Origin of the sequence: Phytobacter diazotrophicus (assembly GCF_052061655.1) — a bacterium.
GTDB classification, from domain to species: domain Bacteria; phylum Pseudomonadota; class Gammaproteobacteria; order Enterobacterales; family Enterobacteriaceae; genus Phytobacter; species Phytobacter diazotrophicus.
In genome coordinates, this window is the sequence record NZ_CM125428.1 from 1,086,811 (window position 1) to 1,102,374 (window position 15,564).

The window sequence follows — 15,564 nt, forward strand, 5'->3', positions numbered from 1 at the left end:
TGAAGTGCTTTTCAGGTGCTTTGTCCAGGGATCACGGGTAGGAGCCACCTTATGAGTCAGAATACGCTGAAAGTTCATGATTTAAATGAAGATGCGGAATTTGATGAGAACGGAGTAGAGGCTTTTGATGAGAAAGCCTTAGTTGAAGAGGAACCCAGTGATAACGACCTGGCCGAAGAGGAATTGTTATCGCAGGGCGCTACCCAGCGTGTGCTGGATGCGACTCAGCTTTATCTTGGGGAAATTGGTTATTCCCCACTGCTAACGGCCGAAGAAGAAGTTTATTTTGCACGTCGCGCTTTGCGTGGTGACGTTGCTTCGCGCCGCCGCATGATCGAAAGTAACCTGCGTCTGGTAGTGAAAATTGCCCGTCGTTATAGCAATCGTGGCCTGGCGTTGCTGGACCTGATTGAAGAAGGGAACCTGGGCCTGATCCGTGCGGTTGAAAAATTCGACCCGGAACGTGGTTTCCGTTTCTCCACCTATGCGACCTGGTGGATTCGTCAGACTATTGAACGGGCGATTATGAATCAAACCCGAACTATCCGTCTGCCAATCCATATTGTTAAAGAGCTGAACGTTTATCTGCGTACCGCGCGTGAGTTGTCCCATAAACTGGACCACGAACCGAGTGCTGAAGAGATTGCCGAACAACTCGACAAGCCGGTCGATGATGTGAGTCGCATGCTGCGCCTCAACGAGCGTATCACCTCGGTGGATACACCGCTGGGCGGTGATTCCGAGAAAGCGCTGCTGGATATCCTGGCCGATGAAAAAGAAAACGGTCCGGAAGACACAACGCAAGATGACGATATGAAACAGAGCATCGTCAAATGGCTGTTCGAACTGAACGCCAAACAGCGTGAAGTGCTGGCACGTCGTTTCGGTCTGCTGGGATACGAAGCAGCAACGCTGGAAGATGTGGGCCGTGAAATCGGTCTGACACGCGAGCGCGTACGTCAGATTCAGGTTGAAGGTCTGCGCCGTCTGCGTGAAATTCTGCAGGCGCAAGGGCTGAATATCGAAGCGCTTTTCCGCGAATAAGTATTGAACATCAAAAGGCCGGTCAAATGACCGGCCTTTTTCTTGCGTGCTTTCCGGCTTAACGCTTATCTGCCGCCAGCAGCGGTGGGATCGTTGGCACCTGCGGCGCGTCATCAATATCTTTTTGCGTCATACGAAACGCCTCCGGATAGTGTTCGCGGCTGGTGCGGCGTAGTGGTTCTGTATTGCGCCAGGTATACAGACAATGCTGGCACTGATAAACGGTCCAGATGCCTTTTACCGGTGAGGTTGCCATCACCTCAATGTGCTCATCGGCACAACGTGGACAAATCATTCTCTTCTCCTTATTTACGTGCGGCCAGCATAGCGGTCAGTTTTTCAACCCACTCTTTGGTTTCAGGGAGATCCTGTACCGGTTGGCTGTAGTGACCGCGCGTATCCGGTGCGACCGGCGTCGTCGCGTCGATAATCAGTTTGTCGGTAATGCCTGCCGGGCTTGAGCCAGGATCCAGCTCCAGTACCGACATATTCGGTAATTGCACAAGGTCGCCTGCCGGGTTCACTTTTGACGACAGCGCCCACATCACCTGCGGCAGGTTGAACGGGTCAACGTCTTCATCAACCATAATCACCATTTTTACGTAGCCCAGACCGTGCGGCGTGGTCATAGCGCGCAGGCCCACCGCGCGGGCAAAACCACCGTAGCGTTTTTTGGTGGAGATGATGGCCAGCAGGCCGTGGGTGTACATGGCATTCACTGCCTGCACTTCCGGGAACTCAGCTTTTAACTGTTGGTAGAGGGGGACGCAGGTCGCCGGGCCAATCAGGTAGTCGATTTCAGTCCACGGCATGCCCAGGTAAAGCGATTCAAAAATCGGTTTTGTGCGATAAGAGACTTTATCGATGCGCACGACCGTCATACTGCGCCCACCGGAATAGTGGCCGGTAAATTCGCCGAAGGGGCCTTCGATTTCGCGTTTACGCCCCTCGATAACCCCTTCGAGGATCACTTCCGAGCCCCACGGTACATCAAAACCGGTAAGCGGCGCTGTGGCGATGGGGTAAGGACTTTCGCGCAGCGCCCCGGCCATTTCGTATTCTGACTGATCGTATTTCAGCGGAGTGGCACCCATCAGGGTGATGATCGGATCGTTACCGAGCGTGATCGCAACCGGCAAGTCTTCGCCGCGCTCCTCCGCTTTATGCAGATGTAGCGCAATGTCGTGCATCGGCACCGGCTGCAGGCCCAGTTTGCGTTTGCCTTTCACTTCCATACGGTAGATGCCGACGTTTTGCTTACCAAAATGGTCAGGATCGACCGGATCGCGGGAGACAACGCACGCTTTATCAAGATAGAAACCGCCATCGCCATCGTTCAGACGAAACAGCGGCAGGATGTCAAACAGGTTTATCTCTTCACCGTCGACGGTATTTTCCGCCCACAGCGGATTTGCACGGCGCTCCGGTGCGACAGGGAAGGTATCCCAGCGGCGAATAAACTCGTCAATCTGCTTTTTAACCGGCGTGTTCGATGGCAAACCCATAGAGATCGCATGATTCTGCCAGGAACCAATGGTGTTCATTGCCACGCGCGCATCGGTAAAGCCGCGAATATTATCGAACCACAGTGCAGGCGCGCCGTCGCCGATACGCCCGGTGGCATTGGCCGCCGCCGCAATATCTGGCTCGGCGTTAACCTCTTCACTGATTTTCAGCAGTTGCCCCTGATCATCAAGGGCCTGCAAGAAACTTCGTAAATCATCAAAAGCCATATTCTTTCTCCTGTGAAAAATGCTGTGCCGCCTGCAGGCCCTCCCAACGGCGTGCTTTGCGGTGCTCCAGACCAAACTGGTCAAGCACGCGTGTCACGATATGCTGGGTAATGTCATCAACGGTCTGCGGATGGTTGTAATACGCGGGCATGGGAGGGACCATCGCCACCCCCATGCGGGAAAGCGCTAACATATTTTCTAAATGAATGGTGCTAAGCGGCATTTCACGCGGGACGAGCACCAGTTTGCGGCCCTCTTTGAGCACCACATCAGCGGCACGACCAACCAGCCCTTCGGCGTAGCCCGCACGGATACCTGCCAGCGTTTTCATGCTGCAGGGAATAACTATCATGCCGTCGGTGTGAAACGAGCCTGAGGAGATGGTGGCTGCCTGATCGGCCGGGTTATGAGTGACATCTGCCAGTGCCGCCACTTCGCGGGCAGTCCAGGGCGTTTCCAGTTCAATGGTGGTTTTCGCCCACTTCGACATCACCAGATGAGTTTCAACCTCTGGCATCTCCCGTAGCGCTTGCAATAACGCCACGCCCAATGGTGCGCCGGTTGCCCCCGTCATCCCGATTATCAGTTTCATTCACCACCTCAATAATTGTTCGTATGCGAACGTTTTGAAATAACCTACTCCTGAGGATCGTCACAGACAAGATTGTTCGTATACATGCGCATTTTTTGCTAAAAAAAGTCGCGTTAAAATTCGGCAAGTTAATGGCTATCATAGGGAGGAGAAACCCATAACGGAGCATTCATGGAGTTAAGAAAAGAGGCCTTTCACCTGCTACGTCAGCTATTCCAGCAGCACACGGCGCGCTGGCAACAGGTACTGCCGGAACTGACCAAACCTCAATATGCGGTGATGCGTTCTATTGCCGAAAATCCCGGCATAGAACAGGTCGCCCTGACAGAGGTGGCGGTCAGCACGAAAGCGACCCTCGCGGAAATGCTCAGCCGTATGGAGACGCGTGGTCTGGTCCGCCGTGAGCACGATCCGGACGATAAACGACGCCGTTTTTTATTTTTGACCGAGGAAGGTGAAGCGGTGCTGCAAGCGAGCATCCCGGTAGGTAATGGTGTGGACGCAGAGTTTCTTGGCAAGTTAAGCGAGGAAGAACGTGAGCAATTCACGCAGCTTGTTCGTCGGATGATGCGCTGAGTCAGTAGGGAAGGGCAGGAAACAAACCGGACGGAGTGTTTCCTGCAAAATACGACGTATTAGTTCAGCGTGTATTCCAGCGAGATTTCCGCATTTAATACTTTCGATACCGGACAACCGGCTTTGGCTTTCTGAATGGCTTCATCAAATTTAGCAGGGTCGGCACCCGGTACTTTTACCGCACTTTTCAGGGCGACTTTGGTAATCGCGAACCCGCCGTCAACCTGGTCCAGCGTGACGGTTGCCGTTGTGTCGATACTGTCTGCCGTGTAGCCTACTTCGCCCAGAATGAGCGAAAGCGCCATTGAGAAACAGGCCGCATGTGCCGCGCCGATCAGCTCTTCCGGGTTAGTCCCCTGAACGCCTTCAAAACGGGTGTTGAAGCCATAAGGAAGTTCTTTAAGGGCACCGCTTTCTGTTGAAACAGTCCCTTTCCCACGTTTCAGATCACCTTCCCAGTGAGCCTGCCCTTTCTTGTGAATTGCCATAGCATGGTTCCTTTTCATTATTGAGAGAAATCAGTCGAGACAAATAAAAAGTATAGAAGCCGATATCGGGCTTGCCTGGCATTCGGGGAAATTATTCGATAAAGCATGGCCCGCAAGGTCATTGCGGGCCGGGGGAGTTAGACGAGGCTTTTGAGGCGGTAAATCCACTCGAGCGCCTGACGCGGCGTGAGGGAATCGGGGTCCAGATTTTCCAGCGCTTCCATTGCCGGGCTGGTCTCTTCCGGTACGGCTAACAGCGACATCTGTGTGCCATCAATCTGCGTGGCGCCGGCACTCGGCGACAGGCTTTCCAGCTCGCGCAATTTTCCACGCGCGCGCTTGATCACCTCTTTAGGAACACCTGCCAGTGCGGCAACCGCCAGACCATAGCTTTTGCTCGCCGCACCATCCTGCACGCTGTGCATAAAGGCGATGGTGTCGCCATGTTCCAGCGCATCAAGATGGACATTGGCCACGCCTTCCATTTTTTCTGGCAACTGGGTGAGTTCGAAATAGTGGGTGGCGAACAACGTCAATGCTTTGATTTTATTGGCCAGATTCTCTGCACAGGCCCAGGCCAGCGACAGACCGTCGTAGGTAGAGGTGCCGCGACCAATTTCATCCATCAGCACCAGGCTGTTTTCCGTGGCGTTATGCAGGATATTGGCCGTTTCGGTCATCTCCACCATAAAGGTCGACCGCCCGCTTGCCAGATCATCTGCCGCGCCCACACGCGTAAAGATGCGATCAATAGGGCCAATTTCCACCTTCTGCGCCGGAACGTAGCTGCCGATATAGGCCAGCAATGCGATGAGCGCCGTCTGGCGCATGTAGGTACTTTTACCGCCCATATTCGGCCCGGTAATGATTAGCATCCTGCGCTGAGGCGAAAGGTTCAAGGGGTTGGCGATAAACGGTTCATTGAGCACACGCTCCACGACCGGGTGACGGCCTTCAACAATACGGATACCCGGTTTATCGCTGAATGTCGGACAGCAGTAGTTCAGCGTGTCCGCACGCTCTGCCAGGTTGACCAGCACGTCCAGCTCTGCGAGCGCCGTGGCGCTCTGCTGCAAATCGCCAAGGTGCGGCAGCAACATGTCGAACAGTTCATCATAAAGCTGTTTTTCCAGCGCCAGCGCTTTGCCTTTTGAGGTCAAGACCTTGTCTTCATACTCTTTCAGTTCAGGAATAATGTAGCGCTCGGCATTTTTCAGCGTCTGACGGCGAACATAGTGAATGGGGGCAAGATGGCTCTGCCCGCGGCTAATCTGAATGTAATAGCCGTGTACGGCGTTATAGCCGACTTTAAGGGTATCGAGACCGAGCTTTTCGCGCTCTCGAATTTCCAGCCTGTCGAGGTAGTCCGTTGCGCCGTCTGCCAGCGCTCGCCACTCATCGAGCTCGGCGTTGTACCCCGGCGCGATAACGCCGCCATCGCGCACCAGCACCGGCGGGGCATCAATGATGGCGCGTTCCAGCAGTTCACGTAGCTCCGTAAACTCACCCATTTTTTCCCGCAGGTTTTGCACCGGCTCGCTCTTCACCTGCGCCAGTTGGGCGCGCAGCTCCGGCAGTTGCTGGAACGCATGGCGCATGCGCGCGAGATCGCGGGGTCTGGCAGTTCGCAGTGCCAGACGGGCAAGAATACGTTCCAGATCACCAACCTGACGCAGTACTGGCTGCAATTCACCGGTGTTTTCCTGCAATGCGCCAATGGTCTGCTGACGTTCCAGCAGGGTTTTGGTGTCGCGTACCGGCATATGCAGCCAGCGTTTGAGCATACGACTGCCCATCGGCGTGACCGTGCAGTCGAGCACGGATGCCAGGGTGTTTTCGATACCGCCCGCCAGGTTCTGGGTAATTTCCAGATTGCGGCGCGTTGCGGCATCCATAATGATGCTGTCCTGCTGGCGCTCCATGGTGATGGAACGAATGTGGGGCAGGGCGGTGCGCTGGGTATCTTTGACATACTGCAACAGACAACCCGCAGCGCAGAGGCCGCGCGGGGCATTTTCCACACCAAAGCCAACCAGATCGCGGGTACCAAATTGCAGATTGAGCTGCTGGCGTGCGGTGTCGATTTCAAATTCCCACAGTGGGCGACGACGCAGGCCACGACGACCTTCAATCAGCGATGTTTCGGCGAAGTCTTCGGCATAGAGCAACTCAGCGGGGTTAGTGCGCTGCAGTTCTGCCGCCATGGTTTCACGGTCAGCGGGTTCACTGACGCGAAAACGCCCGGAGCTAATATCCAGCGTGGCATAGCCAAATCCTTTGCTGTCCTGCCAGATGGCCGCCAGCAAGTTGTCCTGACGCTCCTGCAATAACGCTTCGTCGCTGATGGTGCCGGGGGTGACGATACGCACCACTTTACGCTCAACCGGCCCTTTGCTGGTGGCCGGATCGCCGATTTGCTCACAAATGGCGACCGATTCACCCAGGCTGACCAGTTTTGCCAGATAGTTCTCTACCGCGTGATGCGGCACCCCGGCCATCGGGATGGGTTCACCTGCGGAAGCGCCGCGTTTCGTCAACGAGATGTCCATCAACTGAGATGCACGTTTCGCATCGTCATAAAACAGCTCGTAAAAGTCGCCCATGCGATAGAAAAGCAGGATATCCGGATGCTGCGCTTTCAGTTTCAGATACTGCTGCATCATTGGCGTGTGGGCGTCGAAATTCTCTAGTGTACTCATCAGTTTATGATGTCCATTTTCTTAAATTTTAATGAGTTAGTGATGTTTGTTGTTCTCATTGAGTTTCACGTCTCATTGATTTTCATGAATGCCGGGGCATTTCATAAATGCGCAGATTGCATGATAACGGAGTCTGTGAGGGAGGAAAACCAGAGGGAAGGCCGCTGTTGTTTAAAACGAGAGAAATGATGAGGTCTGGTGACAAAGATAAGGCTGATATTAGCGAAATTCGTGGTTTACGTTTCTTCTGTGGTGCGGCAGGTGCTAAGCCTTTTTTCTACCGTTACACATCCACTGCGGCCAGGGAAAACGCATCCGGAAACTCTATCTCAGCCATCACCTACTCCGGGATGCGCTTCGGCGCCACCGGCGCGAAGGCCTCGCCCCGCCATATTGCGCTGGTTGACGCGTTCTGCGCCCGCCTCGATGCCAGCCTGCCCTGGGACCGCGCCGTGGTGGATGCCACCACGGAGATTAAAGTGGCGTTGCGTGTCGCCGGCACGCCGATCGGCCCGAATGACATGACCATTGCCGGGCATGCCATCGCTGCAGGCGCCGTGCTGGTGACAAACAATATGAGAGAATTTGCGCAGGTGCCGGGTCTGATGCTGGAAGGTTGGGTTAATTAATCAGAAACAAAGCGAATCATTCCGCTTTGCCATGCCATAGCGGATATTGTCAGACCAGCGTTGCATTAAACATGCGGGTTCATTCTCATATTCCTGTACCTCATCCTGACTTAACGCAAATATCACCTTAATTTAATTTTTGGACCAGCATATATCCGTTGGTGGCAATTTTTTAGACTATTCTTGATATTGCCTGTTCGGATCTCACTCCAGATATTTCATCCGGCTCTTTTCTGGTTGCGAGTTATGCAGGTCAGTGCAACGCACTCCTCAGAAAAGAGGAACGCTGCCCTGATCCAGAAATGCCACAGCAGAAAAACGATCCTGATAAACAGTGAGAGACAGTGCAGCATTAATGATACCACAACAACATTTTAATATTCCCGTTATATTCCTTAACACAAATAAGGAGATTAAAGTGAAATCTGAGCACATCGTATCTGCGTTGGCATCAGCAATAACAAAAGCAGAGCCGGAAATAAAACACCAGATTGTTCTTGCCATTAAAGAACATTTATCTTACGACACACAGAAAAGGATGTTTGAACGCAGCGCCCTGCCTCTTTCGGATAATCCACTCGGGAACGTCAGGGCTACTGAACTTTTCGGAGATAAACAGAAAAAAGTCAATTATGGTGACATTGTTCTCGGATCTATTTTTGCTGCCATGAAGTTCAGTGTGACCGTAAGTTATGAATTCACAAATTCCAATGCTAAATACTGGATTGGCATTTTTCCCGTTATCGTTTCTGAGGACGATGTCGGGAACGCGAGCCTTTTTATTAACCCAAAGAATTATATTGGGTACTTTTGGGCTGATAAACTTAAAGGCAGTTATGATTTTGGCTGGCTGACAGCCTCTGTGCCAGAAGACAGTGTGTCGACAAACCGTCAGATAAGTTATATTGCCGCACTGATTTTGAATGACCAGATCGTGGATTATTCCGATTTTATGGTCACCTGCTCGTCGGCTGTTGATTACAATGGTGCATATGACCCTCATAAGTTGTCGTCAGCACTCCAGCCTCCCGCTGACACTGTGCCGATTCTGACCGCCCCCCTGCCAGATGATGTACAGAGCACACTGGATGAGTACGGCTCCCTCACTGATGAAGAAAAATACCGGGCCTGCGTGATGATATGGTCTCGTCTGCACTCCACAGACCAGCATCTGCTGAATGAACATATTGAACCGGTAGCGCAGCCAAAAGAGCCTGCGCCCGGTATCCATGATGGTCTGCTGATGTTACCACCGGTTACCAGCGACACTTTCAGAATTGAGTTAAAACTTGAAAAAGTGGCAATCAGTAGCGTTAAACTCAACCTGAATTACAGCAGCTGTGCCAGTAAGAAAGATTCGTCCATCAATATTTTTTACGAAGAGCGCGATAAGGACACGACCTATCTGGTTAAAACAATCACAGATTTAACCCGTAACAATGCACAGGAAATTGATCTCGGGAAGGCAGCATTAAATATTGATGATCAGAATGGTGCCATTCTGACCTTTGGCGCTGTCTACGTAAATAATACAACAACGTTGTTTAAGGCCAGTAACAGTGCATATCTCTCTGTGGTAGCTGCCAGGCCATTCACTGCCTTACCTCACCCTCGCTCATATTATCAGTATAATCAGTACCGGAAAGCCGATGCTGTCGCCTGCGCATTGCTCTCATCAATAGTATATAACTTCACCATGATATCTTACAAAATCAGTAGTGAATTTATAAAAAAAATGAAGGAATATGGTTTTCATTCTTTCGTACCATTAAAACTAGTGGATCTGGTTGAAGATTCTGATGGCCCGTTAGGAATACTACTGAACCGAAATTCCCAGATTATAGTACTGAAAAATATTGAAAATAATGCTGTTTATATTGTCTTTCGTGGATCACAGGAAATAGAAGACTGGGTGAATAATGCAGATTTATTTCGGTATTCCAGTTATGACAGCTCTGACACGGCCAAAGTAGTAACGGGTTTTTATGATCGTTATAAAGCTGTGCGTGAAAAAATTATTGATATCCTCAGAGCGCACGATCTTCTTTCCGTAAAAAATATTTATGTATGCGGCCATAGTCTTGGAGGAGCCCTGGCGCAGTTAATGGCTCACTGGCTGGCCACCTGTAGTATTATAACGCAACAAACAAAAGTTGTGTGTTATACCTTTGGCGCCCCGCCATTCATTAATGATGCATTTTATAATGAAGCATTTTATTACAATAATAAAACTGGAGGAGAACAGAAAATTTCCAGTTTCAATATTGTTGATCCCCGCGATCCGGTTGGCACGGGTCTGCATTTTTATGGATGCATCCGCCTTTCAAATATGTTGGGATATTACGCCTATCCGAATCTGTTTTCCGAAAAAGGGCCGGCAAGTAATTTCTTGCTCGCCCACAGTATTGATAAAAACTACATCCCAATGGTGCTGAATTTCAGGGATTAAGATCCGGCCGAAGTCCGGCGGATTATCCGTTGCGAAACAACACTCCATGCAGGTTTAGCCTGGACACCTGAGCCTGCACTTTTTCCCAGCGAATAGCCGGGATGTACGCATTTTCCGTAAACATTTTGACACATTTTCAGCTGTTAATGAGGGTAGCTATCAGAGACAGGCTTCCTTCCGTGAGGAAATTTCACGAATGTTGGTCCTGTCTCGTCTGAACAGCCCTCCGTCCTCCCCGGAAAACATTCACTGGCAAGCAAAGTATTCAGAACGGATGAAGCCGACGCGCTTTGCCCGCACCCGTCTCGTCGTGTGATGATGGAGGTAACGCTTAGTCTGTTTGCACAATACTACATCAGGGCGATAACAGCGCTGACAGCCGTTTCACCGCCGCATGTGCTTCTTCCGCACTGGTAAAATTGGTAAATCCCATCAATAGCCCGTTTTGCGGCGGGGTGCCTGCATCCCATTCACTGAGCGCCTTGACGCCCAGCCCAGCCGCCAGCGCCGTTGTTGCCAGTGCTTTATCGGATTGATGTTCATTCAGGTAAGCCAGAACCTGTATTCCCCCGGCCTGTGGCTGGATGTGCAGAGATGAGCCGAAAACACGTTCAAGTGCCTCTACAAGATATCCGCGCCTGATAGTGTACAACTGACGCATTTTGCGCAAATGGCGGGCAAAATGCCCCTGTTGCATAAACGCTGCCACCATCGCTTGCGGCAGAATCGATCCCGGCCCTGGCCAGCGGTTAACGGCCTCGTCAAAGGTCAGTTGCAAAGAGGGGGGCACCACCACGTAGGCCAGACGTAAGCCGGGAAAAAGAACTTTACTAAAGGTGCCGGTATAAAGCACACGTTGCTCATGGTCGAGGCTTTTCAGGGCCGGGAGTGGGTGGCCGTGGTAGCGGAACTCACTGTCGTAGTCATCTTCTATGATCCAGGCGTCTTTTTGGTTCGCCCATGCCAGCAATGCCAGACGTCGGGGTAAGGACAGCGCGACGCCCGTAGGGCTTTGGTGGGAAGGAGTGACGACGGCAAAACGGGCGTTCGGTGCCAGTTGCTCCCCGGTGGCAACCTGTAGCCCCTCTTTATCTACCGGAACGGGTGTCAGTGTCATGCCCATTTGCTGCAAAAAATATCTGCCAGGGAAGTAGCCGGGGTTTTCATACCAGCCTCCGTCGCCGCTCCGTAAAACGGTGCGACACAGCAGTTCAAGCGCCCCCTGATAACCGATGGTAATAAAGACCTGCTCCGGCGTGCAGGCGATACCGCGAGAGATGCCCAGATAGGTGGCGATGGCTTCCCGAAGCGGCGCATATCCGGCCGGATCGGGCTGAGTCATCACCGTTGACTCAATCAGGCGCAGTGTTTGTGCTGACAGGCGAGACCATATTTTCCGTGGGAACGCGTCCAGCGCCGGAACACCTGGCTGAAACGGTAAAATATTTCCCGTCAGGCGCGTCTGATACGCCTGTGCCTCAGAGGTTTTGCGCCGCCGTGGCGGACTTCCGGCGTTCGGCAGCCTCGCCAGTTGGGGGGAAACCTGGGTACCTGCCGCTCCCTTCGTCACAAGATAGCCTTCGCTCACCAGCATCTGATAAGCCATTTCCACCGTTCCCCGCGCCACGTGAAGCTCGCTGGCGAGATTACGTATTGATGGCACGCGTTCCCCTGGACGTAACCGACCGGCAGTGATGGCGTCGCGATATCGCTGATAAAGCTGCAAATAGAGCGGTGTGTCGGGCTGCCAGGTGGCTTCAGGCATCAGTGCTTTCACGTTCTTTGTCCTGGTCATTTAGATAATTCTTGTCACTGTAGCATAGGTCATTGCAGCGATATATTGCAGCCATCAGACAGGAGAAACGTATGGCGACATTTGAAGTACATAAGGTGGAAAGTGAACGGGCGCTCCATGCCGCGTATTGGGTTATGCGGGAGTTGCGACCACACCTGACCGATGCAGAGAACTTTATCACTCGCGTTCATCGCCAGGCTGAGAAGGGGTATTGCCTGCTGGGCGTCTGGCAGGAGCAAGAGCTACTGGCTCTGGCGGGCTACCGGATCTCTGAAAATCTGCTGTACGGGCGTTTTCTGTATGTTGATGACCTTGTAACGGTGCCCTGTGCCCGCAGCCTCGGTCTGGGCGCGATATTAATTGATGCTCTGCGTGAAGAGGCGCGCACTCAGACTTGTACTCACCTGGTGCTGGATACCGGTTTAGGTAATGCGCTGGGCCAACGTTTCTACTATCGACAAGGCTTGCTGGCGGTAGGTATGCACTTTCGCCAGTCCTTAATATGACGTTTTTTAATAACCGGAGATAACCTGATGAGCACCCCACAACGTTTACCCTATTACACCCTTTCCGCGGAAGCGTATAACGGCTTTACTGCGACCAAAAAGGCGCTCAGTAAGAGCAGCCTCGGGAAAGCGCTGATTGAGTTAGTCTGGCTGCGCATCTCGCAGATTAACGGCTGCGCATTTTGCCTTGAGATGCACGCCAAAGCCCTGCGTGCCGACGGTGAAAGCGCTGCGCGACTGGACAGCCTGGCAGGCTGGCGGGTCAGCGAATTATTTAGTGAACGTGAACGTGCTGCCCTCGCGTGGACGGAGTCGCTGACGCATGTCGATAAAACGCATGCTCCTGACGAAGACTATACCCCTCTGGCGGCCCATTTCAGCGAAGCTGAAATTTCCGATCTGACCTTTGCGATTGCACTGATGAGCGCATTTAACCGCCTGGCGATCGGCATGCGTCAGTAATTCGTATGTCCGGCTCAGGGACGTGCCGGAATGCGTACTCTGCATCTTAAATACAGCCCCCGACTCCCTAAGTCCGCTATTTTTGCCTGGCCAATCTCCCGGATACCTGTTGTTCTCCTTTGAAAATCATATCTGCGATATGAAGCGGTTCCAGCCGCATGAATGATCGCGGTTGAGATGCTTGTTGCACGGCCATGTTGAGTGGCCTATGATTGCAATTGCAATGATTGCATTTGCAATTCAATCACGCAATAAGGATAAACATGACACAGGTAACCCGCGACCTCGCTTTTTATACGGCGGACACGCCAAACGGGCAAAAAGTCAGCATTTTTCTGAAAGAAGCCGGCCTGGCGTATGAGCAGTTCGATCTTGATCTTAGCAAGGGGGATCAGCATCAACCCGATTTCCTTAAGATCAACCCCATTGGCAAGATCCCCGCGATTGTTGATCGGCAAACCGGCCTGCGCATTTTTGAGTCGGGTGCCATCCTTTCCTGGCTCTCATCGAAAACGGGGTGTTTGCTGCCCGCGACAGAAGCGGAAAACGTTGCCGTACAACAATGGCTATTTTTCCAGGTCGGCAGTATCGGCCCAATGCTGGGGCAGTTGTGGTGGTTTTTGCATGGCGCCAAAACGGTCAATGACGAGGCAATAGCGCGATATCAGGCGCAATCACTGCGTCTGTACCAGGTTGTGGATACGCGGCTCAGTGAGTCTGCTTTCCTTGCCGGTGAAAACTACAGCATTGCTGATATTGCCGCATTCACCTGGCTGCGAACCTGGGACGAACTGAGACTGAACATTACGCCTTACCCGCACGTCAAGCGGTGGCTTCATGTGATCGCCGCGCGACCGGCGGTACAAGCGGGACTTCATGCGAGTAAGCCGACTTCCAGAGCAACGAAGCAACGATCAACCTCCAGTGAGGAGTAAGTCTATGGCGTGGACCTGTTTGTTTCTTGCCGCTGCCCTTGAGATCGTGATGGGCGTTTCCCTCAAATTAAACGCGGGGTGGACCCGGCTCGGGGCAAGTATCATTGCCGTTATGGCGGGGCTGGGCAGTATTTACTTGCTTGCATTGGCGTTGCGTTCCCTGCCTGTTGGAATGGCTTATGCCATGTGGACCGGCACAGGAACGATTGGGCTGGTGCTGGCGGGTATGCTGATTTTTCAGGATGAGATGAGCTGGCCCCGGATGTGTTTTATGGGGCTGGCTTTTATTGGCATTATCGGATTACGTTTCTGCGAAACAACGGGGTAAGCGCATCATTGGCCCGGCTGGCGGTAGTGCCTCTACGTTAATGACACAGTGGCTTAACAGGCCGCTGTGCTAAAACAGAGAATATTGGCAGGAGCATTTACCTCTTATTTTATCGGTAATAACGCAGATCTTATCTTCCCCTGGCTTTTTCACCGGCCAGCGTTAACACCGTGCTTGTGATAATGGCGACGACTTTACCGTCCTCGCGCGCTATTTCGCACCGGTAGTGGCTGATCGTTTTACCGCGATGTTCCACCCTGGCGGTAGCCAACAAACGTGAACGCCATACGGGGCGCAGGAACGTGGTTTTAATGTCGATGCTGGTAAAACTTTCATCCTTTTTCATTAAGGTAGAATGCGCCGTTCCAATCGCCGCGTCCGCCAGTTCGCATAATAGCCCGCCGTGGACGGTACCTTGCTGATTTCCGTGAATTGCAGGATCGGCATCAAGCGCAAGGGTCGCTGTCGCTTCCCCGACATCCACAATACTGAAACCAAGCAGTCGTGAGATGGCAGTGGGATAATTCATATGCGTTGTCATTGTCTCGTCCAGTGTTCCTTGCAACTGGCGCTGCAAAAATTCCAGAACGGGGATATAAACAGGCTTTTCTTTCATCATAACCCTCTGTACGGATAAATACCGCCGCTATGGAAATAACGCAGGCATTTGTCATTTCCCGGAAATAACCAGAAACGCCTGATGGGTATTATGTAGATGGAAATTTTCGGGAATAAATTAATATTCTCTCTCAACACTATGTCCGTTATCTGCAAACCGATTCGCCTCCGTATCCCTGGAGGCTTATAAAAACTATTGCAACAGCCCAGGCTTTCTACCGGGAATAATTTCTACTTTCGCACTGCGACTACCATTTCCAGCTCAACAGGCGCGCCCCGAGGGAGTTCAGCGACACCTACCGAGGTTCGGGTATGTGTGCCCCTTGCCCCAAGCCTTGCGACGAGTTGATCGGAAGCCCCGTTCATCACCTGGCTTTGCTGGGTAAAACCAGGTGCAGAAGCGATATACCCAACCACTTTAAGCACCTGGATAATATTCTCCTCGCCGCCTGCGGCCTCACTCACTGCCGCAATACAGAGGTCTGCACAAAAAGCAGCAGCCTGTTGGGCGTCAGGGAGATCAACGTCCATTCCCACTTTTCCTGAATAAAGTAGAGTTTCACCTTTACGCGGAAGCTGCCCGCTCACATAAGCCAGCCCGTCATGGATAATAACGGGGACATAATTGCCACCCGGCTTATTCGTTATATGTTCAGTCATCATCTCACCTGTATTTACCGTTGCTGCATCCAAAAAAACGTATTCACGCA

15 protein-coding genes and 1 pseudogene are annotated in these 15,564 nt (G+C 52.2%); 8 read left to right on the forward strand and 8 right to left on the reverse strand.

Features of this window, described 5'->3' with window-relative positions; all coding sequences use genetic code 11:
- Nucleotides 1-51 precede the first annotated feature (51 nt).
- On the forward strand, nt 52-1,044 hold the full coding sequence (gene rpoS / locus ACS0RQ_RS05235; protein WP_039077679.1) for an RNA polymerase sigma factor RpoS: 993 nt from the start codon (nt 52-54) through the stop codon (nt 1,042-1,044).
- Nucleotides 1,045-1,102: 58 nt separating this feature from the next.
- Here the strand turns inward: rpoS and ACS0RQ_RS05240 are convergent, their stop codons facing one another.
- The 3 genes from ACS0RQ_RS05240 to ACS0RQ_RS05250 are packed head-to-tail and all read right to left on the reverse strand — an operon-like array spanning nt 1,103 to nt 3,369.
- Nucleotides 1,103-1,339 (reverse strand): non-oxidative hydroxyarylic acid decarboxylases subunit D, encoded by a 237-nt coding sequence (locus tag ACS0RQ_RS05240; RefSeq protein ID WP_271850052.1) that lies wholly within the window; start codon nt 1,337-1,339, stop codon nt 1,103-1,105.
- 10 nt (nt 1,340-1,349) lie between these two features.
- Nucleotides 1,350-2,777, reverse strand: coding sequence for a non-oxidative hydroxyarylic acid decarboxylases subunit C (locus ACS0RQ_RS05245; protein ID WP_271850051.1), 1,428 nt, complete (start codon nt 2,775-2,777; stop codon nt 1,350-1,352).
- Nucleotides 2,767-3,369 (reverse strand): non-oxidative hydroxyarylic acid decarboxylases subunit B, encoded by a 603-nt coding sequence (locus ACS0RQ_RS05250; protein ID WP_271850050.1) that lies wholly within the window; start codon nt 3,367-3,369, stop codon nt 2,767-2,769. The genes ACS0RQ_RS05245 and ACS0RQ_RS05250 overlap by 11 nt, the downstream gene beginning before the upstream one ends.
- Nucleotides 3,370-3,540: 171 nt before the next feature.
- Here ACS0RQ_RS05250 and ACS0RQ_RS05255 point away from each other — a divergent pair, with 171 nt between their 5' ends.
- On the forward strand, nt 3,541-3,945 hold the full coding sequence (locus ACS0RQ_RS05255; protein ID WP_110296194.1) for a MarR family winged helix-turn-helix transcriptional regulator: 405 nt from the start codon (nt 3,541-3,543) through the stop codon (nt 3,943-3,945).
- Between the two features lie 59 nt (nt 3,946-4,004).
- Here ACS0RQ_RS05255 and ACS0RQ_RS05260 read toward each other — a convergent pair whose 3' ends face one another.
- The gene (locus ACS0RQ_RS05260) at nt 4,005-4,433 is read right to left on the reverse strand and encodes an OsmC family protein (protein WP_039077674.1); all 429 of its coding nucleotides are present in this window, start codon (nt 4,431-4,433) and stop codon (nt 4,005-4,007) included.
- Nucleotides 4,434-4,570: 137 nt separating this feature from the next.
- On the reverse strand, nt 4,571-7,132 hold the full coding sequence (mutS, locus tag ACS0RQ_RS05265; RefSeq protein ID WP_334633372.1) for a DNA mismatch repair protein MutS: 2,562 nt from the start codon (nt 7,130-7,132) through the stop codon (nt 4,571-4,573).
- 326 nt (nt 7,133-7,458) lie between these two features.
- On the opposite strand from mutS, the pseudogene ACS0RQ_RS05270 reads away from it, so the two are divergent.
- Both ACS0RQ_RS05270 and ACS0RQ_RS05275 read left to right on the forward strand, forming a co-directional pair.
- Nucleotides 7,459-7,761, forward strand: a pseudogene (locus tag ACS0RQ_RS05270) (PIN domain-containing protein); the annotation flags it as partial.
- A 418-nt stretch (nt 7,762-8,179) separates the two neighbouring features.
- Nucleotides 8,180-10,210, forward strand: a complete 2,031-nt coding sequence (locus tag ACS0RQ_RS05275; protein ID WP_271850047.1) for a lipase family protein — start codon at nt 8,180-8,182, stop codon at nt 10,208-10,210.
- 355 nt (nt 10,211-10,565) lie between these two features.
- Here the strand turns inward: ACS0RQ_RS05275 and pdxR are convergent, their stop codons facing one another.
- Entirely contained in the window at nt 10,566-12,005 is a 1,440-nt protein-coding gene (gene pdxR, locus ACS0RQ_RS05280; RefSeq protein ID WP_271850046.1) for a MocR-like pyridoxine biosynthesis transcription factor PdxR, read from the reverse strand.
- A gap of 71 nt (nt 12,006-12,076) precedes the next feature.
- On the opposite strand from pdxR, the gene ACS0RQ_RS05285 reads away from it, so the two are divergent.
- The 4 genes from ACS0RQ_RS05285 to ACS0RQ_RS05300 all read left to right on the forward strand — a co-directional run bounded on the left by ACS0RQ_RS05285 (nt 12,077) and on the right by ACS0RQ_RS05300 (nt 14,236).
- Entirely contained in the window at nt 12,077-12,511 is a 435-nt protein-coding gene (locus ACS0RQ_RS05285) for a GNAT family N-acetyltransferase (RefSeq protein ID WP_271850045.1), read from the forward strand.
- A gap of 27 nt (nt 12,512-12,538) precedes the next feature.
- Nucleotides 12,539-12,973, forward strand: coding sequence for a carboxymuconolactone decarboxylase family protein (locus tag ACS0RQ_RS05290; RefSeq protein ID WP_039077671.1), 435 nt, complete (start codon nt 12,539-12,541; stop codon nt 12,971-12,973).
- Nucleotides 12,974-13,236: 263 nt separating this feature from the next.
- Entirely contained in the window at nt 13,237-13,908 is a 672-nt protein-coding gene (locus ACS0RQ_RS05295; protein ID WP_271850044.1) for a glutathione S-transferase family protein, read from the forward strand.
- Between the two features lie 4 nt (nt 13,909-13,912).
- Entirely contained in the window at nt 13,913-14,236 is a 324-nt protein-coding gene (locus ACS0RQ_RS05300) for a DMT family transporter (RefSeq protein WP_107223851.1), read from the forward strand.
- Between the two features lie 130 nt (nt 14,237-14,366).
- Here ACS0RQ_RS05300 and ACS0RQ_RS05305 read toward each other — a convergent pair whose 3' ends face one another.
- Both ACS0RQ_RS05305 and ACS0RQ_RS05310 read right to left on the reverse strand, forming a co-directional pair.
- Nucleotides 14,367-14,855 carry a PaaI family thioesterase gene (locus tag ACS0RQ_RS05305; RefSeq protein WP_271850043.1) on the reverse strand — a complete coding sequence of 163 codons (489 nt, stop codon included), beginning with the start codon at nt 14,853-14,855 and terminating at the stop codon, nt 14,367-14,369.
- A gap of 230 nt (nt 14,856-15,085) precedes the next feature.
- Nucleotides 15,086-15,517, reverse strand: coding sequence for a RidA family protein (locus ACS0RQ_RS05310; protein WP_334633377.1), 432 nt, complete (start codon nt 15,515-15,517; stop codon nt 15,086-15,088).
- Nucleotides 15,518-15,564 lie beyond the last annotated feature (47 nt).

Coding starts and splice junctions, on each gene's coding strand:
- ACS0RQ_RS05245 (WP_271850051.1), bottom strand. CDS start 2,777: ATGGCTTTTGATGATTTACGAAGTTTCTTGCAGGCCCTTGATGATCAG.
- ACS0RQ_RS05310 (WP_334633377.1), bottom strand. CDS start 15,517: ATGATGACTGAACATATAACGAATAAGCCGGGTGGCAATTATGTCCCC.
- ACS0RQ_RS05295 (WP_271850044.1), top strand. CDS start 13,237: ATGACACAGGTAACCCGCGACCTCGCTTTTTATACGGCGGACACGCCA.
- ACS0RQ_RS05285 (WP_271850045.1), top strand. CDS start 12,077: ATGGCGACATTTGAAGTACATAAGGTGGAAAGTGAACGGGCGCTCCAT.
- rpoS (WP_039077679.1), top strand. CDS start 52: ATGAGTCAGAATACGCTGAAAGTTCATGATTTAAATGAAGATGCGGAA.
- mutS (WP_334633372.1), bottom strand. CDS start 7,132: ATGAGTACACTAGAGAATTTCGACGCCCACACGCCAATGATGCAGCAG.
- ACS0RQ_RS05240 (WP_271850052.1), bottom strand. CDS start 1,339: ATGATTTGTCCACGTTGTGCCGATGAGCACATTGAGGTGATGGCAACC.
- ACS0RQ_RS05300 (WP_107223851.1), top strand. CDS start 13,913: ATGGCGTGGACCTGTTTGTTTCTTGCCGCTGCCCTTGAGATCGTGATG.
- ACS0RQ_RS05255 (WP_110296194.1), top strand. CDS start 3,541: ATGGAGTTAAGAAAAGAGGCCTTTCACCTGCTACGTCAGCTATTCCAG.
- ACS0RQ_RS05290 (WP_039077671.1), top strand. CDS start 12,539: ATGAGCACCCCACAACGTTTACCCTATTACACCCTTTCCGCGGAAGCG.
- pdxR (WP_271850046.1), bottom strand. CDS start 12,005: ATGACCAGGACAAAGAACGTGAAAGCACTGATGCCTGAAGCCACCTGG.
- ACS0RQ_RS05250 (WP_271850050.1), bottom strand. CDS start 3,369: ATGAAACTGATAATCGGGATGACGGGGGCAACCGGCGCACCATTGGGC.
- ACS0RQ_RS05305 (WP_271850043.1), bottom strand. CDS start 14,855: ATGATGAAAGAAAAGCCTGTTTATATCCCCGTTCTGGAATTTTTGCAG.
- ACS0RQ_RS05260 (WP_039077674.1), bottom strand. CDS start 4,433: ATGGCAATTCACAAGAAAGGGCAGGCTCACTGGGAAGGTGATCTGAAA.